This window comes from Klebsiella sp. BIGb0399 (assembly GCF_003752615.1).
Taxonomy (GTDB): domain Bacteria; phylum Pseudomonadota; class Gammaproteobacteria; order Enterobacterales; family Enterobacteriaceae; genus Klebsiella; species Klebsiella lignicola.
In genome coordinates, this window is record NZ_RKHT01000008.1 from 115706 (window position 1) to 137139 (window position 21434).

At 60.4% G+C, this 21434-nt stretch carries 19 protein-coding genes; 7 read left to right on the top strand and 12 right to left on the bottom strand.

Annotation, left to right across the window (positions count from 1 at the left end):
* Positions 1-11 precede the first annotated feature (11 nt).
* Entirely contained in the window at positions 12-1274 is a 1263-nt protein-coding gene (locus tag EDF82_RS18855; protein WP_123757048.1) for a gallate dioxygenase, read from the top strand.
* Here the strand turns inward: EDF82_RS18855 and EDF82_RS18860 are convergent.
* Positions 1271-2497, bottom strand: coding sequence for a LysR family transcriptional regulator (locus EDF82_RS18860; protein WP_123757049.1), 1227 nt, complete (start codon positions 2495-2497; stop codon positions 1271-1273). The two genes, EDF82_RS18855 and EDF82_RS18860, sit on opposite strands and share 4 nt — an antisense overlap.
* Before the next feature lie 127 nt (positions 2498-2624).
* Between EDF82_RS18860 and galB the strand changes: the two genes are divergently transcribed.
* From galB to EDF82_RS18880, 4 genes are read left to right on the top strand one after another with little or no spacing between them, the layout of a single operon-like run.
* On the top strand, positions 2625-3365 hold the full coding sequence (gene galB, locus EDF82_RS18865) for a 4-oxalmesaconate hydratase (protein WP_123757050.1): 741 nt from the start codon (positions 2625-2627) through the stop codon (positions 3363-3365).
* Complete coding sequence (locus tag EDF82_RS18870; RefSeq protein ID WP_123757051.1) at positions 3362-4075, top strand: 4-carboxy-4-hydroxy-2-oxoadipate aldolase/oxaloacetate decarboxylase; 714 nt, start codon at positions 3362-3364, stop codon at positions 4073-4075. Before galB ends, EDF82_RS18870 begins: the two co-directional genes overlap by 4 nt.
* A 1-nt stretch (position 4076) precedes the next feature.
* Complete coding sequence (locus EDF82_RS18875) at positions 4077-5162, top strand: 4-oxalomesaconate tautomerase (RefSeq protein ID WP_123757052.1); 1086 nt, start codon at positions 4077-4079, stop codon at positions 5160-5162.
* A gap of 2 nt (positions 5163-5164) precedes the next feature.
* Positions 5165-6031: an NAD(P)-dependent oxidoreductase gene (locus EDF82_RS18880; protein WP_123757053.1), complete on the top strand. Its 867-nt coding sequence runs from the start codon at positions 5165-5167 to the stop codon at positions 6029-6031.
* Here EDF82_RS18880 and EDF82_RS18885 read toward each other — a convergent pair whose 3' ends face one another.
* The 9 genes from EDF82_RS18885 to EDF82_RS18925 form a co-directional block, all read right to left on the bottom strand.
* The gene (locus tag EDF82_RS18885) at positions 6032-6322 is read right to left on the bottom strand and encodes a YicS family protein (RefSeq protein ID WP_123757054.1); all 291 of its coding nucleotides are present in this window, start codon (positions 6320-6322) and stop codon (positions 6032-6034) included.
* Positions 6323-6425: 103 nt separating this feature from the next.
* Positions 6426-7328 carry an EamA family transporter gene (locus tag EDF82_RS18890; protein ID WP_174509609.1) on the bottom strand — a complete coding sequence of 301 codons (903 nt, stop codon included), beginning with the start codon at positions 7326-7328 and terminating at the stop codon, positions 6426-6428.
* 218 nt (positions 7329-7546) lie between these two features.
* A complete protein-coding gene (gene murP, locus EDF82_RS18895) occupies positions 7547-8980 on the bottom strand; it encodes a PTS N-acetylmuramic acid transporter subunit IIBC (protein ID WP_123757055.1) in 1434 nt (477 codons plus the stop codon).
* A 24-nt stretch (positions 8981-9004) separates the two neighbouring features.
* Positions 9005-9907, bottom strand: a complete 903-nt coding sequence (gene murQ, locus EDF82_RS18900; protein WP_123757377.1) for an N-acetylmuramic acid 6-phosphate etherase — start codon at positions 9905-9907, stop codon at positions 9005-9007.
* Between the two features lie 164 nt (positions 9908-10071).
* The gene (locus tag EDF82_RS18905) at positions 10072-11235 is read right to left on the bottom strand and encodes a multidrug effflux MFS transporter (protein WP_123757056.1); all 1164 of its coding nucleotides are present in this window, start codon (positions 11233-11235) and stop codon (positions 10072-10074) included.
* Between the two features lie 44 nt (positions 11236-11279).
* A complete protein-coding gene (locus EDF82_RS18910; RefSeq protein ID WP_123757057.1) occupies positions 11280-12644 on the bottom strand; it encodes an efflux transporter outer membrane subunit in 1365 nt (454 codons plus the stop codon).
* Between the two features lie 3 nt (positions 12645-12647).
* A complete protein-coding gene (locus EDF82_RS18915) occupies positions 12648-15755 on the bottom strand; it encodes an efflux RND transporter permease subunit (RefSeq protein ID WP_123757058.1) in 3108 nt (1035 codons plus the stop codon).
* Complete coding sequence (locus tag EDF82_RS18920; protein ID WP_123757059.1) at positions 15755-16879, bottom strand: efflux RND transporter periplasmic adaptor subunit; 1125 nt, start codon at positions 16877-16879, stop codon at positions 15755-15757. The genes EDF82_RS18915 and EDF82_RS18920 overlap by 1 nt, the downstream gene beginning before the upstream one ends.
* A 134-nt stretch (positions 16880-17013) precedes the next feature.
* Complete coding sequence (locus EDF82_RS18925) at positions 17014-17583, bottom strand: TetR/AcrR family transcriptional regulator (RefSeq protein ID WP_123757060.1); 570 nt, start codon at positions 17581-17583, stop codon at positions 17014-17016.
* A 199-nt stretch (positions 17584-17782) separates the two neighbouring features.
* Between EDF82_RS18925 and EDF82_RS18930 the strand changes: the two genes are divergently transcribed.
* Entirely contained in the window at positions 17783-18199 is a 417-nt protein-coding gene (locus tag EDF82_RS18930) for a GNAT family N-acetyltransferase (RefSeq protein ID WP_123757061.1), read from the top strand.
* A 27-nt stretch (positions 18200-18226) separates the two neighbouring features.
* On the opposite strand, the gene EDF82_RS18935 is transcribed toward EDF82_RS18930, so the two are convergent.
* Positions 18227-18874 (bottom strand): TetR/AcrR family transcriptional regulator, encoded by a 648-nt coding sequence (locus tag EDF82_RS18935; RefSeq protein WP_123757062.1) that lies wholly within the window; start codon positions 18872-18874, stop codon positions 18227-18229.
* A gap of 80 nt (positions 18875-18954) precedes the next feature.
* Between EDF82_RS18935 and EDF82_RS18940 the strand changes: the two genes are divergently transcribed.
* Positions 18955-20451: an MDR family MFS transporter gene (locus EDF82_RS18940; protein ID WP_123757063.1), complete on the top strand. Its 1497-nt coding sequence runs from the start codon at positions 18955-18957 to the stop codon at positions 20449-20451.
* Here EDF82_RS18940 and EDF82_RS18945 read toward each other — a convergent pair.
* Positions 20448-21362 (bottom strand): LysR family transcriptional regulator, encoded by a 915-nt coding sequence (locus EDF82_RS18945; protein ID WP_123757064.1) that lies wholly within the window; start codon positions 21360-21362, stop codon positions 20448-20450. The genes EDF82_RS18940 and EDF82_RS18945 overlap by 4 nt on opposite strands.
* Between the last annotated feature and the right edge of the window lie 72 nt (positions 21363-21434).

Below are 21434 nucleotides of genomic sequence, written 5' to 3' on the forward strand. Positions count from 1 at the left end.
GGAGTCTCTTCATGGCCAGAATACTCGGCGGGATCGCCGTTTCTCATACCCCGACCATCGGCTTTGCTGTCGATCATCATAAACAACAGGACGCCGCATGGGCGCCGATTTTCCAGAGCTTTGAGCCGCTGCAACGCTGGCTTGATGAGAAAAAACCGGATGCGCTGGTCTATATCTTCAATGACCATGTGACCGCCTTTTTCTTCGATCACTACTCGACGTTTACGCTCGGGATTGATAACGAATACGGCGTGGCCGACGAGGGCGGTGGCCCGCGCGATCTGCCGTCGGTAAAAGGTGATGCGGCGCTCTCCAGACATATCGGTGCCAGCCTGATGGCCGACGAGTTTGATATGTCGTTCTTTATGAATAAAAAACTCGATCACGGGCTGTTCTCGCCGCTGTCGGCGCTGCTGCCGTGGCAGCAGGAAACCGGCTGGCCGACGCGGGTTATCCCGTTGCAAATTGGCGTCCTGCAATTCCCGATCCCCAGCGCCCGGCGCTGCTACAAGCTCGGCCAGGCGCTGCGTCGGGCGATTGAGAGCTACCCGGAAGATATCGACGTGGCGATCGTCGCCACCGGCGGCCTGTCGCATCAGGTGCACGGCGAGCGCTGCGGTTTCAACAACCCACAATGGGACGCAGAGTTCGTGGATATGCTGGTCAATGATCCGGAAAAACTGACGGAAATGACCCTCGGCGAATTTGCCACCCTCGGCGGCATGGAGGGGGCAGAAGTCATTATGTGGCTGGTGATGCGCGGCGCGCTCTCGGCGAACGTCAGCGAAACCTGGCGCGATTACTACCTGCCGTCGATGACCGGCATCGCCACGCTGATCCTGGAAAATAATGCCCGCACCCCGCCGGTAGATACCCTGAGCCGCCACCGTCAGCATATGGCGCAGCAGCTGGCCGGCGTTGAGGCGCTGCCGGGCACCTACCCGTTCACTCAGGAGCGTAGCCTCAACGGCCTGCGGCTGAACCGTTTCCTGCATCAGCTGATTGAACCCGCGTGGCGCGACCGTTTTCTCACCCAGCCGCAGGCGCTGTATGCCGAAGCGGGGCTGAGCGAACAAGAACAGAAGCTGCTCGACGATCGCGACTGGCGCGGGCTGATTCAGTATGGCGCCAGCTTCTTCCTGCTGGAAAAAATGGGCGCGGTGGTCGGGGTCTCTAACCTGCATATCTACGCCGCCATGCGCGGGCAGACGCTGGAAGATTTCCAGAAAACGCGTAACCAGCAGGTTACCTATTCGGTAGCGGGCACCCGTTAACCCTGCGCCACGTGCTGCTGGATAAACTGCAGCAGGGCCTGGGTGGCCGGTGAAGGCAGGCTCCCGGCGCGGAAGGTCAGCCCGATGCGGCGAGTGGTATCGGGCAGCGACACTGGCAGAACGGTGAGCAGGCCGTTGTCGATTTCAAACCGCATCTGGCTGGCGGAGACCGCCGCCAGCATGTCCGAGTCCCTCAGCAGGCCGCGCACCATGGCGGCATCGCCGGTCTCCACCGTCGGCTGCGGCAGGGGCAATCCCAGGGTCAAAAACGCTTTCTCCAGCAGGTGTCGCGCCGGGGCATTGGAACGGGGCAGCACCCACTGGGCGGTCGCCAGTTGGCTTTGCGGGTCCGGGTGGCGCAGCAGCGGGTGACCGTTGCGCAGCAAAATAAGCATATCTTCTTCAAACAGCGCTTCGCAGCGCAGGTCCGGCAGATCCTCGTCCTGGCGCAGCGCGCCGATAATAAAATCGATATGTCCTGCCCGCATGTCGGATACCAGCGACTCATACGGGCTTTCGTTGGTCATCACCATAATGCCGGGATAACGCGCCAGAAAGGCGCTAATCGCCGCGGGCAACAGCTGGGTCCGGCTGAGTGGCAGGGCGCCAATGCGCACGCTGCCCTCCAGCACCCCGCGACGGGCGGCGAGATCGCTCCAGATATTTTCCAGTTCGTTCAACGCCCGGCTGATGGGCGGGTAGAGCAGGTCTGCCGCCGGGGTGGGGCGCACCCCTTCCGGCGTGCGACGAAACAGCGCCGAGCCGGCGCCTTTTTCAAGGATTTTCAGCGCGGCGCTGACCGCGGGCTGGGTGATCCCCAGCTGGCTGGCGACCGTTTGAGTATGGTTGACGTGGTACAGCTGCAGGAAAATCTCCAGCCGTCGGGTGTTAAACAGCCAGCCGGAATCCGGCAGCGCGCCGGAGGCGGTGCTTCGCGGGTGGAGCTTTTGCATCAGCGCGGGAATGGCCTGAAGATCTTCGATGGCGCGTAGCGCTCGCGGCAGAATACAGCGGCCATATTCCGTCGCCACCATTCCGCTGTAGTGGCGTTCGAACAGGGTGACGTTCAGCGCCGCTTCCAGATCGCGAATCGCCCGGGTGATTGCCGACTGCGTGCGAAATAAGTCATCAGCCGCGCGCGAGACGCTGCCGCGCTGTGCCACCTGGCAGAAGAAGCGTAGCTGCATGATATTTATTGTCTTATCGTACTTTCTCTTCAGCATTTCCCACCGGGTCCCGGAATGTGAGCGTAACGACAACATAAATAAAAATCATAGCCTTCGCAAGTTAACGAATTACCCACCCTCGCCACGACATGACAAGCTGAAAAAAACAACAGAGGAAGCCATCATGTCTCATTCGCATCATCCCAAAAGTGCCCTGGTTGTCAGCGCTCACTCTGCCGATTTTGTCTGGCGTGCGGGCGGTGCGATTGCGCTGCACGCCCGTCAGGGCTATCAGGTACATATTGTTTGCCTGTCGTTCGGCGAGCGCGGCGAATCGGCAAAACTGTGGCGTAAAGGCAATATGACCGAAGCGACGGTGAAGCAGGTCCGCCGCGAAGAAGCGCAGGCCGCTGCCGATATTCTCGGCGCCAGCGTCGAATTTTTTGATATTGGTGATTATCCGCTGCGCGCCGACAAAGAGACGCTGTTCCGCCTGGCGGACGTGTACCGTCGCGTACAGCCGCACTTTGTGCTGACCCACTCCCTGCAGGATCCCTACAACTACGACCACCCGATGGCCTCCAACCTGGCTCAGGAAGCGCGCATCATCGCCCAGGCGGAAGGGTATCGTCCGGGGGAAACGATTGTTGCCGCGCCGCCGGTGTACTGCTTTGAGCCGCACCAGCCGGAGCAGTGCAACTGGAAGCCGGACGTGCTGCTGGATATCACCAGCGTGTGGGAACAAAAATACCAGGCGATTCAGTGCATGCAGGGCCAGGAACACCTCTGGGAGTACTACACCCGGGTGGCGTTGCAGCGCGGGGTACAGGCGAAACGCAATATCGGCATCGCTGCCGCCCGCGATATCGTCCACGGCGAAGCGTTCCACAGCATCTTCCCGCGGGTGACGGAGAATCTGTCATGAACCTGTTGAATAAAAAAGGCATTGTCATCCGCCACCTGCCGCGCCATGACGCGGCAACGCTGAGCCAGTTCGCCGCCGCCGGTGTGGCGACGATCCACGAAGCGTATGACCGACAGGGGCTGATGGCCCCGGACATCCGGCCGATCCAGCAGGGTATCAGCCGCGCCGGCAACGCGGTGACGGTGCTGGTCACGCCGGGGGATAACTGGATGTTCCACGTGGCGGTCGAGCAGTGCCGACCCGGCGATATCCTGGTGGTGGCGCCAACCTCGCCCTGCGGCGACGGGTTCTTTGGCGACCTGCTGGCCACCTCGCTACAGTCGCGTGGCGTGGTGGGCCTGGTGGGCGATATCGGTATTCGCGATTCGCACACCTTACGTGAAATGGGCTTTGCCGTGTGGTCGCGCCACGTTTATGCCCAGGGGACGGTGAAGGAGACGCTGGGCTCGGTCAATATCCCGCTGATCTGCGCCGGCCAGCTGGTTCAGCCGGGCGATGTGGTGGTGGCCGACGACGATGGCGTGGTGGTGGTGCCGCATGGGCAGGCCCGCACGGTGCTGGGAAAAGCGGAAACCCGGATGGCTAATGAAGTGGCGAAGCGCGATCGGATGCGAAACGGCGAACTGGGGCTGGATATTTACGCCATGCGCCTGCGCCTGGCGGAGAAAGGGCTGCGCTACTACGACAACGCGGATGATGTAGAGGGCTAAGATGGCACAACGCAAAATACCCTGTCTGTTGATGCGCGGCGGCACCTCGAAAGCGGCCTGCTTTCTGGCCGAGGACCTGCCTGCGGACGCGGTACTGCGAGATGCGGTGCTGCTGGCGGTGATGGGTTCGCCGGATGCCCGGCAGATTGACGGTATTGGCGGGGCCGATCCGTTAACCAGCAAAGTGGCGATAATCCGCCGCTCCACCCGCGCCGATGCGGATGTTGATTATCTGTTTGCTCAGGTGAATGTCGATCGCGCGGTGGTGGATTACGGACAGAACTGCGGCAACATTCTCGCCGCCGTTGGCCCGTTTGCCATCGAGCGCGGGCTGGTAGCGCACACGGCGCCGCTGACCCAGGTGCGGATCTTCATGGAGAACACCAGCCAGCTGGCGATCGCCGGGATCCCCTGTGACGACGATGGCGTGAACTATGAAGGCGAGACGCGCATTGACGGCGTGCCGGGCCACGCCAGCAAAATCGTCCTGAATTTTCTTGATGTAGCAGGGTCCAGCTGCGGGGCATTGTTGCCCACGGGCCAGGCGACCGACCGTGTGGACGGGATCGACGTGACCTGTATCGATAACGGGATGCCGGTGGTGATCGTCCGCGCCAGCGACCTTGGGCGCAGCGGCTACGAAACCCGCGAACAGCTCGATAGCGACGAGGAACTGAAGCAACGGCTGGAGTCGATACGTTTGCAGCTCGGTCCGCGAATGAATCTGGGGGATGTGACCCGGCGAACGGTGCCGAAAATGACCCTGATCGCCGCCCCGCGCGACGGCGGCGCCGTGTCCAGCCGGACGTTTATCCCGCATCGCTGCCACGCTTCTATTGGCGTCTTTGGCGCGGTGAGCGTCGCCAGCGCCTGCCTGATCCCCGGCACCGTCGCCGAAGGGCTGGCCCGGGGCGTTGCCGGTGAGCAGCCGGTGGTCAGCGTGGAGCACCCGAGCGGCGAGTTCAGCGTGGCACTGCAGTGCAACCAGCAGGGCGAACTGGTGGGCTGCGGACTGCTGCGTACGGCCCGACTGTTGTTTTCCGGCGAAGTGTCTATTCCGGCCCGCGTCTGGCCACTGGAGGAGTAAGGATGACGGCAATCACGTTTATTGGTTTTGGCGAGGCGGGCGGCATTCTGGCGCGTGATTTAGCGTGCAGTAACGACGTCACTATCTGGGATTGCAAACTCAACGGCCCGGAAGGCGACGCGATGCGGGAGCGCGCGCGCCAGGCTGGCGTGCTAGCGGCGGGTTCGCTGGCGCAGGCGCTGGAAGGGGCAACGCTGATCTTCTCCACCGTCACAGCGGGTTCCGCGCTGGACGTGGCGCGCTCGGCGGCGGCCATGATTGGCGAGGGGCGCTATTTTCTCGACCTCAATTCGGTGGCGCCGGACACCAAACGCCAGGCGGCGAAGGTGTTCCGGGCGGGAGGTTATGTCGATGTGGCGGTGATGGCGCCGGTGCCGCCGGCACGGCTGAAAACTCCACTGTTGATCGGTGGCCCGCAGGCGCATTCCATCACGCAAACGCTAAATGCTTTAGGGCTGAACGCCCGCGCCGGCGGCGATGAGATCGGCGACGTATCGGCGATAAAAATGTGCCGCAGCGTGATGATTAAGGGGCTGGAAGCGCTGACTACCGAATGCCTGTTTGCCGCCCGGGAATACGGCGTCGAAGAGGAGGTGCTGGCCTCTTTGCATGCCAGCTTCCCGTCGCTGGGCTGGGATGGCGCTTTTGCGGGGTATCTCATCAGCCGGGTGGCCGAACACGGTATTCGCCGTAGCGAAGAGATGGAAGAGGTGGTGAAAACGCTGCGCGATGCGGGCGGCGCGGGGCTGATGAGCCAGGCCACGGCGCATACTCAGCGCCAGCTGCCGCAGAGTATGGCCGCGTGCGGCCTGACCTACGGGCAACTGACGCCGTTCGACTGGAAAGCGCTGGCGGCTCAGTTGAAGTGATTACTTCGCCGGGCAGCTGATTTTATCGATGGCTGCCTGGTAGCCCTTCTGGTTGTTGCGCTCTTTTGCCAGCGTCGCTTCGCGCACATATTCCTGATTGGCCGGAGTGGCGAGGATTTTATTGGCAAAATCGGTATCGCTGATGGTGGTCTGCGGGGCGCATTTTTCCTTCACCGCCTTTAACACCAGCTGTTTTTGTTGCTCGAACTGCAGGCTTTTCAGCGGTGATTCGGCCCAGGCCGCTGTCGCGCTGAGGGTGGTAACCAGACACAGTATCCAACACGCTTTCATGGCGATTCTCCTTAACTAGTCGCTTCAGTCAACTATATGCTCAGGCGGCGAAACACGCAAATGGCGCTGAGATTAAGTTGTTTAAAATCAGTTGATTGCTTTTCTATGTTACCCGCACTTTACGCCGGGAATCCACGGCGATCAGCACCACCGACGAGAGAATCAGCAGCGTGCCGAGCCAGTCCGGCAGCGTGAAGGTAATACCCAGCAGCAGCAGGGATAGCAGGGCGCTGCTCAGCGGTTCCGCACAGCTGAGGATCCCCGCCTTCGCGCCGCCAATCATCTGCGCGCCGTTTAAATAGAGGCTGAAGGTCAGCGAGGTGCCGATCACCACCAGATAGAAAAAGGCCAGCAGCAGGCGGCCGTTGACCACAAAGTTGTTGCCCTGACCGCCGTAGAACGGCAGCAGCATGGCGCCGCCCAGCAGCATACTCCAGCCGACGATCGGCAGCGTGCCGTACCGGGCGATAAGCGTCGAGGGATAGGTGGTGTAAAACGCGGCGGCAAAGGCCGAAGCGACACCCCAGAGCAGCGCCGAGGGTGAAATAGACAGCGTGGTCGGATTGCCGTGGGTCACCAGCAGGAACGTCCCGGCCAGCGACGTGCCGATCGCCGCCAGTACCAACGGGCGAGGGCGGGTTTTGCGCGCCAGCGCGAACCAGGCGACGATAATGGTTGGCGACAGGAACTGCAGCACCGTCGCGGTCGCGGCATTCGATTTCTCGATGGTCATCAGGAAGGTGTACTGCACGGTCAGCGCGCCGAACAGCGAGAAGATCAGCAGGCTCAGCGCATCTTTACGGTTTTGCAGGACGCGGAAAATTTTATCGCCGTGAACGAAGGCGAGCATCAGCAGGATCAGGCCAGCAAACAGCAGGCGCGTCATGGTCAGAAACGGCGATGACATCTGGCTTTGCTGCATAATGTACTGTGCACACACGCCGGAGCTACCCCATAGCACGGCGGCTATCAGTACGTTCAGCATCCCTTTTTTGCTGGAGCCCATCTTTTCCTCGAGTGAAATAGCGCAAAGCGGGCATCATAGCATGAGCCAGCGAGGAGCAACGGGCAGGAAATGGTAGTCGGGTCACAGGTGTGTTGGTGAAAAGCCAGGTATGCGGTAAACCATAAAAAATGCTGGCCACCTTAAGTGACCAGCATTACGCCATATTACGCCATGTGGCGGGTTAAATAATGTACACCGTGATGTATCCGAGCCGCGTCCTAGCTCAAATCAACGTTTTTGCTGCCGAACAGCCAGGTGCAGACAAAGCCGCACAGATAGGCCACCGCGAGCCCCGCGGCATAAACCGCCATGCCGGCGTAGATCCCGCTGGCGGAGGTCATCAGCGGTAGCGCCACCAGGCCAGACGGCCCGAACACCGTGTTCAGACCTACCGGCAGGCCCAGCCAGGCCACCAGACCGAGGAAGAAGCCGCCGCAGGCGCCGCCGATACAGGCGGTAATAAACGGCTTCATGCGCGGCAGGGTTACGCCGTAAATCAGCGGTTCGCCAATGCCGAGGAAGCCGGGAATAATCGCCCCTTTAATCTGCGTACGCAGCAGCGAACCGTGCTTTGCCCGCCAGTACAGCGCCAGCGCCGCGCCGACCTGCCCGGCTCCCGCCATCGCCAGGATTGGGAACAGCGAGTTAAAGCCCTGGGCATCGACCAGCGCAAAGTAGACCGGCACGAAGCCCTGGTGCACGCCGAACATCACCGCCAGCAGGAACAGACCGGCCAGCACGGCGGAGCCGAACGGGTTGCCGTTGAGATGCAGGAACAACCACGACATCCCGGTAAACAGCCAGCCGCCAATCGGCATGATCACGGTAAAGGTCACCGCGCCCATAATCAGCAGCGTCACCGCCGAGGTGAGGATCATATCGAGGTTGGCCGGCATGATCCGACGCACCTGTTTTTCCACCCACGCGCCGAGAATCGAGGCAATCAGCACGCCGATAATATTGCCGCGCGGGTCAATGCCGTGGCCAAAGAAGGTGGTGATCCCGGCATAAAATCCGCTGGTGGCTTCGGGGTTGTAGCCGAGGACGAACAGCGAGGCGATGATCGCGCCGTTGACCCCGGAACCGCCGAACGCCTTCTGGGCGTTATAGCCAATCAGGATGCTCAGGAAGGTGAACATCCCCTTGCTGAACACTTTCATGTAGCCGATCAGCGCCACCAGCGAGGCGCTGGGATGGGCGTTTTCCAGCACGAACATCTGCTCCGCCAGCGTCGCGAAGCCAAGCAGCAGGCCAACCGCGATAAAGCCGGGGATCAGTGGGGTAAAAATGGTGGCGAATTTGGCGAGAAACTTCTGCACGCCGCTGGTTTGCTTGCTCTTCAGCGCCTGTTTTTTCTCCGCCGCGACATCCGCCAGAGAAGGCGCGTCCGCGGGGGCGTCCTCCAGCATTCCGTTCATCATCTCTGCGGCGGTTTGCGCTTTGCCGGGGCCGAGCACTACCTGGAACTGTTCATCGCTGACGATAACGCCCATCACGCCTTCAATCTGGCGGATGGCGGCGCTATCGGCCAGCTGCTCATCACGTAAAGTTAAGCGCAGGCGGGTCATGCAGTTCCCCGCCTGGGCGACGTTTCCGGCTCCGCCAACATGGGTAAGGATCCGCGCTATCATCTCTTTATTTATTTTTGCCATTGCACGTTACCTGGTTGTCGGCGCTTAGGTATTGCTCAGCGCCTGGCGGATATAGCCGTTATTTTTGCTCAGCAGCGATTGCGCCTCTGCGGCGCTAAGATCCGCCAGCACCATCACAATGGCCGTTTTACAGTGGCGCTCGCAAGCGTCCAGCGCGGCAAGCGCGGTGGCGCGATCGCAGTCGGTCGCCTCCATCACGATGGATACCTGGCGCTCGATAAGCTTGGCATTGGTCGCTTCGACGTCAACCATCAGGTTGCTGTAGACCTTGCCCACGCGGATCATCGCGCCGGTGGAGATCATGTTCAGCACCAGCTTCTGGGCGGTGCCGGCTTTCAGGCGGGTAGAGCCGGTGACCACTTCCGGGCCAACGACCGGGGTGATGGCAACATCGGCCAGACGCGCCATTTCGCCATGCGGGTTGCAACTGACGATGGCGACAAAAGCGTTCTGGCTGTGGGCATATTCCATCGCGCCAATGACATAAGGGGTACGCCCGCTGGCGGCCAGGCCAACCAGTACGTCGCGGTTGCTGAAGTTCAGGTTTTGCAGATCCTGCGCGCCCTGCGCTTTGTTGTCTTCGACGTTTTCGACGGCGCTGAGAATCGCTTTATGACCGCCGGCGATGATCCCCACCACCTGCTCCGGGCGGGTGCCGAACGTCGGCGGGCATTCGCTGGCATCGAGGATCCCGAGGCGGCCGGAGGTGCCGGCCCCGATGTAGATCAGCCGTCCGCCGTCCTGGATGGCGGCAGCCACTTTATCCACCACCTGGGCAATCTGCGGCAAATAGGGGGCGATCGCCTGGGCTACCTGCTGGTCCTCCTGGTTGATTACCGTCAGCATGTCGACGGTGGACAGGGTGTCTATATTGGCGCTATTGGCATTACGGCGCTCGGTCAGCAATGCGCTCAGGTCGATACTCATCATTAAACCTCATCAGTCACAGTTGAGATAGATTCTAAGGAATTAATTATTCCTTTCATGTGAAGGGTGTCACGATTAAGACAGAAGGGATAAGCGGATATTTATAGGTATGGCGGGGTGTCGCGCAGTAATAATATTGGAATATTTTATTACTGCACGATGATTTAGCAGCTGGTGTTGCCTTTTTGCAGGCCGAAAAACAGGGCGATCAGATAGCTGATTGTCATGGCGATGCTCATTTTCAGCATCGTTTCACCGCCGATCCCGGCCAGCGGCGCGGCGATACCGCCGCAGACGAACATCAGGGTCCCCATCAGGGCGGATGCGGTGCCCGACTGGGCGCTGCTGACTTCGCTCATTGCTCTGGAGCCGGAAATCGTGCTGATGCCGCTCATGAAGGACACTGTGAAGAACAGGCCAGCCAGCGCCAGCCACGGCAGCTGCAGCCAGGCGAGGAGCAGCGTCAGCGTCGCCGACAGGACGGCCAGCGTCAGGCCGCGACGCAGCAGCATATCCGCATCGTAGTGGTGCGAAAGGCGGGAAAAAATCTGCGCGGCGATAATCAACCCGATGCCGTTCAGACCGAACAGCAGGCTGAACTGCAGGGCGCTCATGCCGTATTCGCTCTGGATCACGAACGACGATGACCCGATGTACGAGAACAGCCCCGCCATCATAAAGGCCTGAATCAGGCAGTAGCGCATAAAGCGGCGGTTTTTCAGCACCGGGGTATCGTGTTGCTGCGCTGCCGTCGCGGTGCCCTGGGCAGGACGCGTTTCCTGAAGCACCGCCAGGCTGACGATCAGCAGCACGGCACCGATACCGGCCATCGCCCAGAACAGAAAGCGCCAGTCGAAGGAGGTGGTGATGTACCCGCCGATCACCGGCGACACCACCGGGGCGATGCCGTTGACGGCCATCAGCAGGGCAAAGAACTGGGTCAGCTGGGTGCCCTGATATTTATCGCGGGCAATCGAGCGGGACAGTACCGAGCCGCCCGCCCCGGCGAAGCCCTGCAGGAAACGCCAGCCGATCAGCATATGTACGTCATAGGTCATGGCGCACATCGCCGATGAGAAGATAAACAGCAGCAGCGACAGCGCCAGCGGCTTTTTGCGCCCGATACGGTCGCTCAGCGGGCCAAAAAACAGCTGGCCCACGCCGAGGCCAATCAGCGCGGCGGTCAGGGAGAGCTGGGTCTGGGTGCCGGTGGCGCTCAGTTGCTGGGTTATGTCCGGTAGGGCGGGCAGATAAAAGTCGGTGCACAGCGGGCCGATGGCGGTGAGCAGACCGAGAATCAGCACCCATGAAAGAGAGATGCGTGGCATAAAAACTCCTTATGTCTGCCGGGCGAGAGCCCGGCAGGGATGACTTAGCTGGCGCCGCCTCCCAGCGATTGCCAGAGGGTGATGCGGTTTTCCAGATCGGTCTGTTGCAGCGAAATCAGCGTGGCCTTCGCCGACCACAGCGTGCGCTGGGCGGTCAGGACCGACAGATAATCACCGATGCCGGTCTGGTAACGACGCATCGCAATATCCAACGACGTCTGTTCCGCCGCGACGTACTCACGTTGGGCACTCAGCTGCTCGCTCAATGTTTCCCGGCGGGCCAGCGCATCGGCGACGTCCTTAAAGGCGCTCTGAATGGTCTTCTCGTAGGTGGCGATCAGCCCTTTTTTCTCCGCTTCGGCATAGCGCAGCTGCGCCAGATTACTGCCGCCGGTGAACAGCGGCAGGCTGATTGACGGGGCGAATGACCACACCGACATCCCGTGGCTGAACAGCGACGACAGCGCATCGCTGCCGACGCCGGCGCTGGCGGTCAGGGAGATAGTCGGGAAGAAGTTGGCCCGCGCCGAACCAATATCGGCGTTAGCGCTCTTCAGGTTGTGCTCTGCTTCCTGAATGTCCGGACGGCGCAGCAGCACCGATGACGAAACTCCTGCCGGCACCAGCACGATGCTGTTGTCGGCGAGGCTTTCCAGGGTGCCCGGGAGCAGGCTGTCCGGCACGGTGGTACCGGCCAGCAGGTTGAGGGCGTTTTTATCCTGGGCGACCTGAGTCCGATAGCTGGCAACGCTGGCGCGTGCCTGCTGATAAACGCTTTCCGCATCGCTGAGATCGCCGGCGGAGGCGGTGCCGACCGCCATCTGACGGGCGACGATTTTGCGCGAATTATCGGCGCTGGCCAGCGTCTCCTGGGCCAGCGCCAGGTTGCTATTGTCCGCCGCGAGGGTAACCCAGGCGGTGGTCAGGTCGGAAATCATCGTCAGGCGGGTGTTCTGCGCGGTGTATTCGCTGGCAAGCCAGGTTTCCCGCGCCGCCCGTGTCAGACTCTGATTTTTACCGAACAGATCCAGCTCGAAGCTGGAGACCGCCCCATCGGCCTGCGATGAGGAGGTCAGGCCGCTGTCTACCGTTTGACTGCGGGTATGGCTGAGCTCCGCATTCAGGGTCGGGAACAGCGTGGCGCGGGTTTCGCCAAGTTGCGCCCGGGCGGCTTCGATGTCGGCGATCGCTTTCTGCACGTCGCGGTTACTGGTCAGCGCCATGCTGACCACTTTGTTGAGACGCGCATCGTTGACAACCTGCTGCCAGTTGCCGACCACCGCGCTTGCTTCACCGTGGGTGCCGGGGAGCGTGGCGGGGATCGGCGCCGCCGGGCGGCTGTAGTCCGGATCGAGCGAGACACAGCCGGCGGTCAGGAGCGCGACAAACACTAACGTAAAACGAAACATAACTTACTCCTGAGTGGGGCGTCGGCGGGTGAACAGACGTTTCACCAGCACAAAGAACAGGGGAACGAAGAAGATCGCCAGCAGCGTGGCGGTCAGGGTCCCACCGATAATGCCGGTACCGATCGCCACACGGCTGTTGGCCCCGGCCCCGGTAGCGACCGCCAGCGGCAGCACCCCGGCGACAAACGCCAGCGAGGTCATCACGATAGGGCGCAGACGGGTTTGCGCCGCACGCAGTGCAGCACGTGACAGCGAATAGCCCTCATCAACCGCCGCTTCGGCAAACTCGACGATCAGGATGGCGTTCTTCGACGACAGGCCGATGGTGGTCAACAGCGCCACCTGGAAGTAGACATCGTTGCTGAGATCGCGCATCCAGGCCGCCAGCGCGGCACCGAGCAGACCCAGCGGGATAACCATGATCACCGAGAACGGCACCGACCAGCTTTCATACAGCGCCGCCAGGCACAGGAACACCACCAGAATCGAGATGGCGTAGAGGCTCATCGCCTGGCCGCTGGCCAGTTTTTCCTGCAGCGACAAGCCGCTCCATGCCCAGGTGGTTCCAGCTGGCAGGTTGTTGGCTAACGCTTCCATCTTGTCCATCGCCGCGCCAGAGCTGAAGCCGCTGGCGTTCTCACCCTGGATTTCAAAGGCGGCAGAGCCGTTGTAGCGCACCAGGCTTTCCGGGCCATACTCCCAGTGGGTGCTGGCGAAGGCGGAGAACGGCGTCATGCTATCGTCGCTGCCGCGGACAAACCATTTGTTGAGATCAGACGGGACGGCGCGCGCCTCGCTATCGCCCTGGATATAGACCTTTTTCACTCGGCCACGGTCGATAAAGTCGTTGACGTAGGTCCCGCCCCAGGCGCTGGAGAGCGTGTCGGTTACATCGCTCAGCGACAGGCCCAGCGAGACGGCCTTGTTGTTGTCGATGTCCACCTGTAGTTGCGGCATCTGCGGCAGGTCGTTGGCACGGACCGACTGGAGTTCCGTACTTTGATTCGCCGCCGCCAGCAGCTGGGTACGCATCTTCATCAGGCTATCGCGGTCGGTGCCGCCGCTGGACATCAGCTCGAAGGTAAAGCCGTTGCTTTGACCCAGGCCGTCCACCGATGGCGGGATCATCGCAAACAGGGAGGCATCGCGAATGCTGCCTAGCTCTTTGGTGGCGCGCAGGGCAATCGCCTGGGCGGTGTTTTCTGCCCCTTTACGTTCGGACCAGTTTTTCAGCGAGACGAAGGCCATCCCGGCGTTTTGTCCGCTGCCGCTGAAGCTGAAGCCATCGACGGTAAAGATAACGTCGGTGTTGTCTTTCTCTTTGGTCAGGAACCAGTCGGTGACCTGGCGGCGCACTTCTGCGGTTCGCACCGCGGTGGCGCCTGCCGGCAGGGTGTACTGGACCATGATTTCGCCCTGATCCTCGACCGGCAGGAAGCTGCCCGGCAGTTTCCACATCGCCAGCGCCATACCAGCGCAGATCACCGCGAAGGCCCCCATCATGATCACCGAGCGGCGCAGGCCGCCAATAACACGATGCTGATAGCCCTGTTCGGTACGGCCCCACAGGCGGTTAAAGGCGCCAAAGAAGCCGGTGGTATGCGGTTTGGAGTGGCTGAGCAGCGCGCCGCACAGCGCCGGGGTTAAGGTTAACGCCACCACCACCGACAGCATCATCGCGGAGATAATGGTCACCGAGAACTGGCGATAGATAACCCCGGTCGAGCCGCCGAAGAAGGCCATCGGCAGGAATACCGCCGACAGCACGAGGGCGATGGCGATCAGCGCCCCGGTGATTTCCCCCATCGATTTCTCGGTGGCTTCAAGGGCGGAAAGCCCTTCGTCACGCATGATACGTTCGACGTTTTCCACCACCACGATGGCGTCATCGACCAGCAGGCCGATGGCCAGCACCATTGCAAACAGGGTCAGGGTGTTGATGGAGTAGCCGAACAGCGCCAGCACGCCAAAGGTACCGAGCAGCACCACCGGCACCGCCACCGCCGGGATCAGCGTGGCGCGGAAGTTTTGCAGGAACAGGTACATCACGCAGATCACCAGCACGATGGCTTCAATCAGCGTTTGAATCACGTCCTCGATGGAGATTTTAATAAATTCGGTGCTGTCTTTCGGGTAGGCAATATCGTAGCCCGCCGGCATCTGGTGGCGGTACTCGTTGATTTTGTCCTTCACCAGCGTGGAGGTATCAAGGGCGTTGGCCCCTGGCGCCATCATCACCGCGATACCCGCCGCCGGGTGGCCGTTGAGGTTAGCCAGCGCGGTGTAATCTTCACTCCCCATCTCCACGCGAGCGACATCGCTGACGCGCACGACGGAGCCGTCGGATTTACTTTTGACGATAATATTCTTGAACTGATCGACCGTTTGCAGACGGGACTGGGCGCGCACGGTGGCGGTGAGCTGCTGCGCGTTCGAAGACGGCAGGGCGCCGATCTTGCCCGCAGAGACCTGCACGTTCTGCGCTTCAATGGCCGACTGCACGTCCGACGGCATTAGCGCGAAGGAGGCCAGTTTGGTCGGGTCCATCCAGATGCGCATGGCGTATTCGGCACCGAACACCTGCAGACTCCCGACCCCTTCGATACGCGCCAGCGGGTCCTGCATATTACTGACCAGCCAGTCGGAAATATCGGAGCTGGTGGCGCGGTTGGTTTTGTCATACACCGCGAGGATCAGCAGGAAGCTGCTCTGCGATTTTTCCACCGTCACGCCGGCCTGCTGCACTTCGCTCGGCAGACGAGATTCCGCCTGCTGAACTTTGTTCTGTACCTGCACCTGGGCGGTGTCCGGGTCGGTACCCTGCTCGAAGGTCACGGTAATGCTGACCGAGCCGTCGGAGCTGCTGGTGGAGGTAAAGTAAAGCAGGTTATCCAGCCCGGTGAGCTGCTGTTCGATAACCTGGGTCACGCTGTTTTCCAGGGTTTCCGCAGAGGCCCCGGTATAGGTGGCGGAGATTTTCACCGCCGGCGGCGCCACGTCAGGATACTGGGCAACCGGCAAGGTGCGGATGGCCAGGACCCCGGCGAGCATAATCAGAATCGCGATAACCCAGGCAAAGACCGGGCGTCGCACGAAGAAGCGAGAGAACATCAGGCATTGCCCCCGTTAGTGGTGGCTTCGACCGCTTTGACCTGCTGGCCAATGCTGACCTTCGAGGTGCCTTCGACAATCAGCTTATCGCCGGCCTTCAGACCGGTAACCACCAGCCATTTGTCGCCATAGGTTTCGCCGGTTTCCACTTCACGCTGTTCCACTTTGTTGCTGCTGTCGACAATCAGTGCGGTGGCGGTGCCTTTGGCATCGCGGGTAATCCCCTGCTGCGGCGCCAGAATCGCATCGTCCATGACCCCTTCATCGACGTGGGCGCGTACGAACATCCCCGGCAACAGGACGTGCTGCGGGTTAGGGAAGACCGCGCGCAGCGTGACCGAGCCGGTGGACTCATCCACCGCCACTTCCGTCAACGCCAGGCGGCCTTTCTCGCTATAGGTGCTGCCATCTTCCAGGGTCAGAGAGACGCTGAGGGTGTCGCTGTTGGTGGCCAGGGTCTGTTTGCGCAAGCGCAGCAGATCGACGCTGGAGCGGGTGAGGTCGACATACATGGTGTCGAGGCCGCGAACGGTGGCCAGCGCGGTATCCTGATCGGCAGACACCAGCGCGCCCGGGGTGACGGAGGAGATACCAATACGCCCGGCGATCGGCGAGGTGACGGTCGTCCAGTCGAGGTTGATGCGCGCGCTTTCGAGGGCCGCTTTTTGCGACTCTACGCTGGCTTTGTCCTGGTTACAGGTAGACATCGCATCGTCGGCATCCTGGCGAGACACGCCATTTTCCTTCACCAGCACCGCATAGCGCTGGGCTTTCTGACAGTCGGAGATCACCAGCGCCTGCGCCTGTTTCAGGGCGGCGGCGGATTGGTTGTAGGTCGCACGATAGCTGGAAGGGTCGATTTGATACAGCGCCTGTCCGGCTTTCACCATATCCCCTTCGGTAAACAGGCGTTTTTGAATAATGCCGCCAACCTGCGGGCGCACTTCAGCGCTTAGCGATGCCGTGGTGCGTCCGGTCAGCTCGCTGATCACTGAAACCGATTGATTTTTCAGGGTGACAACACCAACTTCCGGCGTCATCTGCGGGGGAGCGGATGTTTGCGCATTATCACATCCGCTGAGGAGTAATAGTGCCGCTGCGATGGGGAGTATTGTATATTTCATTATATATTCTCAGGATGAACGACGTCCTCCTCGTTATTTCAATAACGAGGTTGTGGCCAGCTGATGACGCATTTCCGCGAAACGGAAACGACGAAAAGGGAATGCAATATTCCCGTTCTATTGATGGTGGTTAATTATTTATCCGTTAATAACATAGTGGTTATTTCCCGATACAGTTTCTCGAGTATCTCTGGCTCTACGGTTTGCGGAACCAGGCGCCGATAAATCGTCCCTTCCATCATCACTGCGGTGACTTCTACGCAACAACGAACACGTTCCTCGCTGAGGTGCGGATAGGTCTTTTGTATGTGCGCGCAGGCGTTAGCAAACATACGTTTGTCGGCCTCGACCATCATGGCGGCGATTTGCGGGTTACGCGTCGCTTCTGCCGCCATTTCTAACATCAATGCGTCATCATCTTCATCCAGCGTTTCCCGGTGGGCAAGCACGCGGGGGATCTCATCCGTCTGGGTATTCCCGTCCATTTTAGTGATGCGGTAATCAATGATACGGCGGATCATTTCTTCAATGATGGCGTCTTTATTGGCAAAGTAACGATAGATTTGCCCGACGCTCAGGCTGGCCTGGCTGGCGATGTTCGCCATGCTGGCCCCGTGGAAACCATGATGGCGGAAGCAGTGGCGTGCGGCAGCGATGATCTCATCCTGTCGGCGTTTTTGTCGGTCGGCCAGTGCGCTGCTCATGGTGTTATCCTCGGAATGAAGAGTGAGAATGATCGTTCTCATTTTTCGTCATTATACGGTTTCAGCGAATGATGGAAAGGTTTTTTTGATTAAAAAAATGCTCAGGGAATTTACGCAGCAAATAATGGAGAAATTAAGTATTTTTTGTGAATTTAAGGTATAGGTATTTCTTATAAATATTCAATTATGGAGAATTAAGATGGCATTAATAATAACAAAAAGCATTAATCCGGCGGATCAGGAAGAGTTGTTCGCAGGACTACGAGAATATAATCTGCGGTATCTCGATGCGACACAATTTGGTGAAACCGGCGTCTATATCCGTGACGAAGCGGGGGTCATGTTGGGCGGACTGATTGCCAAAAGAAAGGCTAACTGGTTGTGTATTGACTATTTATGGGTCAGCGAGGCGCAGCGCGGCGGCGGCCTGGGCAGCCAGCTGATGCGTGAGGCGGAAAACCAGGCGCGGGAGGCGGGGTGTCGCCATGTGCTGGTCGATACCTTTAGCTTTCAGGCCCTGCCGTTCTACCAAAAACAGGGCTATCAGCTGCAGATGTCGCTCCCGGATTTCCCCCACGTCGGCATGGAGCGCCACTATCTCTCGAAGGCGCTATAGCCCTGCCGGGGAGTGCCGCTTCGTGGCCTATCCCGCAATGCCCTGTCGGAGCAGCGCCAGCGCATGGTCAACGATGTTCTGGCGGGTGATCGCCGCTAAACGTTCATCGGTGCGCAGGCGCGAGAACGGCACCAGCACCAGGCTAATCAGCGAGGTAAACAGCAGCGCTGGCGACAGGGCCGGGTTGATTTTGCCCTCCTCCTGCCAGCGTGTGACCGTATTCAGCATCAGGTGATAGCGCTCTTCGCCGAAGCGGGCATGTATATGCTGGCGCAGCACCGGCATCTCGCCGATCATCTCCTGCATCCACAGGGGCGCAAACCAGGCGTGTTGCTCCGCCAGGGTGCCCAGCTCGTCAATCAGCAGCGTGAGGGCGGTGACCGGGTCGTCCGCATGGGCGACGAAAATCTTGCTGATCTGGTGACGCAGCGGCATGAAACGTTCTTCCAGCAGCTGGTCCACCAACGCTTCCCGCGAACTGAAGTAGTAATGCAGCATCGCCGGGGTGACCCCCGCTTCTTTGGCGATCGCATTGAGCGAGGTATGGCCGATGCCCTGACGGGCAAACAGCGCAAGGGCAATATCCATTAGCTGTTCGCGGTTGGCCGTACCGGGTTTTTTACCCCGCGGACGGCCAGGGCGGCGAGGGACATCATTGTCTTTTTGTGCGCGCATTTCGGAATGTTCTCTTGACGTGATTCATCATTTCCCTAAATATTAATTATACATTTAATTAATTTCAAGTGAGTGATGAGATGACGTCTCAAATCACGACCCAACAACCTGCGCCGTCGATCCGTTTACTGTTCAGCGCGCTGCTGCTGGTGATGCTGCTGTCGGCGCTGGATCAGACCATTGTGTCAACCGCACTGCCGACGATTGTCGGCGAGCTGGGCGGGCTGGATAAGCTCTCCTGGGTGGTGACCGCCTATATTCTTAGCTCGATGATTGTGGTGCCGCTGTACGGCAAATTTGGCGATCTGTATGGCCGCAAAATCGTGCTGCAGGTGGCGATCGTCCTGTTCCTGGTCGGGTCCGCGCTGTGCGGCGTGGCGCAGAATATGACGCAGCTGGTGCTGATGCGTGCCTTGCAGGGGCTGGGCGGCGGCGGTCTGATGGTGATTAGCATGGCGGCGGTTGCCGACGTGATCCCGCCGGCTAACCGTGGCCGCTATCAGGGGTTGTTCGGTGGCGTATTCGGCCTGGCCACGGTGATCGGGCCGCTCATCGGCGGGTTCCTGGTGCAGCACGCCTCGTGGCGCTGGATTTTCTACATCAACCTGCCGCTGGGGCTGTTTGCGCTGCTGGTGATCGGCGCGGTATTCCACAGCAGCAATAAACGTAGCCAGCATCAGGTGGACTGGCTGGGCGCGATTTACCTGAGTATGGCGCTGCTGTGCATCATCCTGTTTACCTCCGAAGGCGGCAGCGTGCGCGCGTGGAACGACCCGCAGCTGTGGTGCATTCTGGCCTTTGGCGTGGTGGGGGTCATCGGCTTTATTTATGAAGAGCGGATTGCCGCAGAACCGATCATTCCGCTCTCCCTGTTCCGTAACCGCAGCTTCCTGCTGTGCAGCATGATTGGTTTTGTTATCGGGATGGCGCTGTTTGGCTCGGTCACCTTCCTGCCGCTCTATCTGCAGGTGGTGAAGGCGGCAACCCCGACCGAAGCCGGGCTGCAGCTGATCCCGCTGATGGGCGGCCTGCTACTGACGTCGATCATCAGCGGACGCATCATCAGCCGTACCGGGAAATACCGCCTGTTTCCGATTCTCGGGACGCTGTTAGGTATGGTCGGGATGTTGCTGCTGACGCGGATTACGATCCATTCGCCGATGTGGCAGCTGTATCTGTTTACCGGCGTGCTGGGTATGGGGCTGGGACTGGTAATGCAGGTGCTGGTGCTGGCCGTGCAGAACGCGATGCCGGCGCAGATGTACGGCGTGGCGACCTCCGGGGTGACGCTGTTCCGCTCGATTGGCGGCTCCATTGGGGTGGCGCTGTTTGGTGCGGTGTTTACCCACGTGCTGCAAAACAACCTCCAGCGTCTGTTGCCGGAAGGGGCCGAACTGCCGCGGGCGCTGAACCCGGCGGCGGTACAGAACCTGCCGTCTGAGATCCGTCTCGATTATCTCGATGCGTTTGGCTCGGCGATCCATGCTGCCTTCCTGATGGCGGCCTGCATCATGGCGGTGGCGTTCCTGCTGTCGTGGTTGCTGAAAGAGGTGCCGTTGAAAAAGGCGATGGACTAACCGGTTGCCGCGATCCGTCGCAGCGCCTGACGCAGCGCGGGGGTGGCGAAATCGAGAAATTTCCGCAGCTTCAGCGGCGCCAGTTCACGAGCGGGATACAGCAGATGGACCGGCGCCGCTGGCGGCTCGACGGTTTCCAGTACCAGCCGGAGCTCTCCGCAGGCCAGGCCATCGATGGCCTGATAGTGCAGCAGGCGCGCAACGCCGGCCCCCAGCCGTGCGGCGTCCGCCGCGCTCTCCGGGGTGGTGACCCCGAGCACCGGCTGCAGCACGACCAGCCGGTCTTCCGCCGCCGGCGCGTTAAAGCGCCAGCCGTTATAGGGCATCGGCGATTCAATATGGATCGTCGGGAGCGCGCTCAGTTCACTGGGGCGCTGCGGCGTCCCGTGCTTTTCCAGCAGCGTCGGGTGCGCGCAGGTAACGATGCGCATCTCGCCGAGGCGAATGGCGACCATGCCGCTGTCCGGCAACACGCCGATGCGTACCGCGAGGTCAATATGGTCGTCAATCAGATCGGCATTGCGGTCGCTGAGCAGTAAACGGATGCGAATTTGCGGGTAACTGGCGAGAAAAGCGGTAACTATCGGTAAAACGTGCTGCCGGCCAAACATCGTCGGCGCCGCAATCACCAGCTCCCCCTTCGGCTGCTGATATTCTCCCGCCGCCTGGCGCTCAGCCTGCTCCACCTCTTCCAGAATGCGCCGCGCGGCAGCGACATAATCGACCCCGGCATCGGTCAGCGTCAGTTTGCGGGTGGTGCGGATCAGCAGGCGCACTCCGAGCGCGCTTTCCAGTTCGGCGATGTGGCGGCTGACGGTGGTCAGCGGCATATGCAGCGTGCGCGCCGCGGCCGACATGCTGCCCAGTTCCGTGACCTTCACCAGCAGTGCCATCGCGCTTAAGCGGTCCATGATTATCCCGTTTATCGGAAAGATGATTCTCAATATCCCAGTATTATCATTTATGACGGCAGAGTCCATGAT

Bases quoted from the DNA above. Each gene is read 5' to 3' on its own strand.
- EDF82_RS18940 (WP_123757063.1), top strand. From the start codon at position 18,955: ATGACGTCTCAAATCACGACCCAACAACCTGCGCCGTCGATCCGTTTA.
- EDF82_RS18935 (WP_123757062.1), bottom strand. From the start codon at position 18,874: ATGCGCGCACAAAAAGACAATGATGTCCCTCGCCGCCCTGGCCGTCCG.
- galB (WP_123757050.1), top strand. From the start codon at position 2,625: ATGTCTCATTCGCATCATCCCAAAAGTGCCCTGGTTGTCAGCGCTCAC.
- EDF82_RS18925 (WP_123757060.1), bottom strand. From the start codon at position 17,583: ATGAGCAGCGCACTGGCCGACCGACAAAAACGCCGACAGGATGAGATC.
- EDF82_RS18915 (WP_123757058.1), bottom strand. From the start codon at position 15,755: ATGTTCTCTCGCTTCTTCGTGCGACGCCCGGTCTTTGCCTGGGTTATC.
- EDF82_RS18880 (WP_123757053.1), top strand. From the start codon at position 5,165: ATGACGGCAATCACGTTTATTGGTTTTGGCGAGGCGGGCGGCATTCTG.
- EDF82_RS18930 (WP_123757061.1), top strand. From the start codon at position 17,783: ATGGCATTAATAATAACAAAAAGCATTAATCCGGCGGATCAGGAAGAG.
- EDF82_RS18945 (WP_123757064.1), bottom strand. From the start codon at position 21,362: ATGGACCGCTTAAGCGCGATGGCACTGCTGGTGAAGGTCACGGAACTG.
- murP (WP_123757055.1), bottom strand. From the start codon at position 8,980: ATGGCAAAAATAAATAAAGAGATGATAGCGCGGATCCTTACCCATGTT.
- EDF82_RS18920 (WP_123757059.1), bottom strand. From the start codon at position 16,879: ATGAAATATACAATACTCCCCATCGCAGCGGCACTATTACTCCTCAGC.
- EDF82_RS18885 (WP_123757054.1), bottom strand. From the start codon at position 6,322: ATGAAAGCGTGTTGGATACTGTGTCTGGTTACCACCCTCAGCGCGACA.
- EDF82_RS18860 (WP_123757049.1), bottom strand. From the start codon at position 2,497: ATGCTGAAGAGAAAGTACGATAAGACAATAAATATCATGCAGCTACGC.
- EDF82_RS18910 (WP_123757057.1), bottom strand. From the start codon at position 12,644: ATGTTTCGTTTTACGTTAGTGTTTGTCGCGCTCCTGACCGCCGGCTGT.
- EDF82_RS18905 (WP_123757056.1), bottom strand. From the start codon at position 11,235: ATGCCACGCATCTCTCTTTCATGGGTGCTGATTCTCGGTCTGCTCACC.
- EDF82_RS18875 (WP_123757052.1), top strand. From the start codon at position 4,077: ATGGCACAACGCAAAATACCCTGTCTGTTGATGCGCGGCGGCACCTCG.
- EDF82_RS18855 (WP_123757048.1), top strand. From the start codon at position 12: ATGGCCAGAATACTCGGCGGGATCGCCGTTTCTCATACCCCGACCATC.
- EDF82_RS18890 (WP_174509609.1), bottom strand. From the start codon at position 7,328: ATGGGCTCCAGCAAAAAAGGGATGCTGAACGTACTGATAGCCGCCGTG.
- EDF82_RS18870 (WP_123757051.1), top strand. From the start codon at position 3,362: ATGAACCTGTTGAATAAAAAAGGCATTGTCATCCGCCACCTGCCGCGC.
- murQ (WP_123757377.1), bottom strand. From the start codon at position 9,907: ATGAGTATCGACCTGAGCGCATTGCTGACCGAGCGCCGTAATGCCAAT.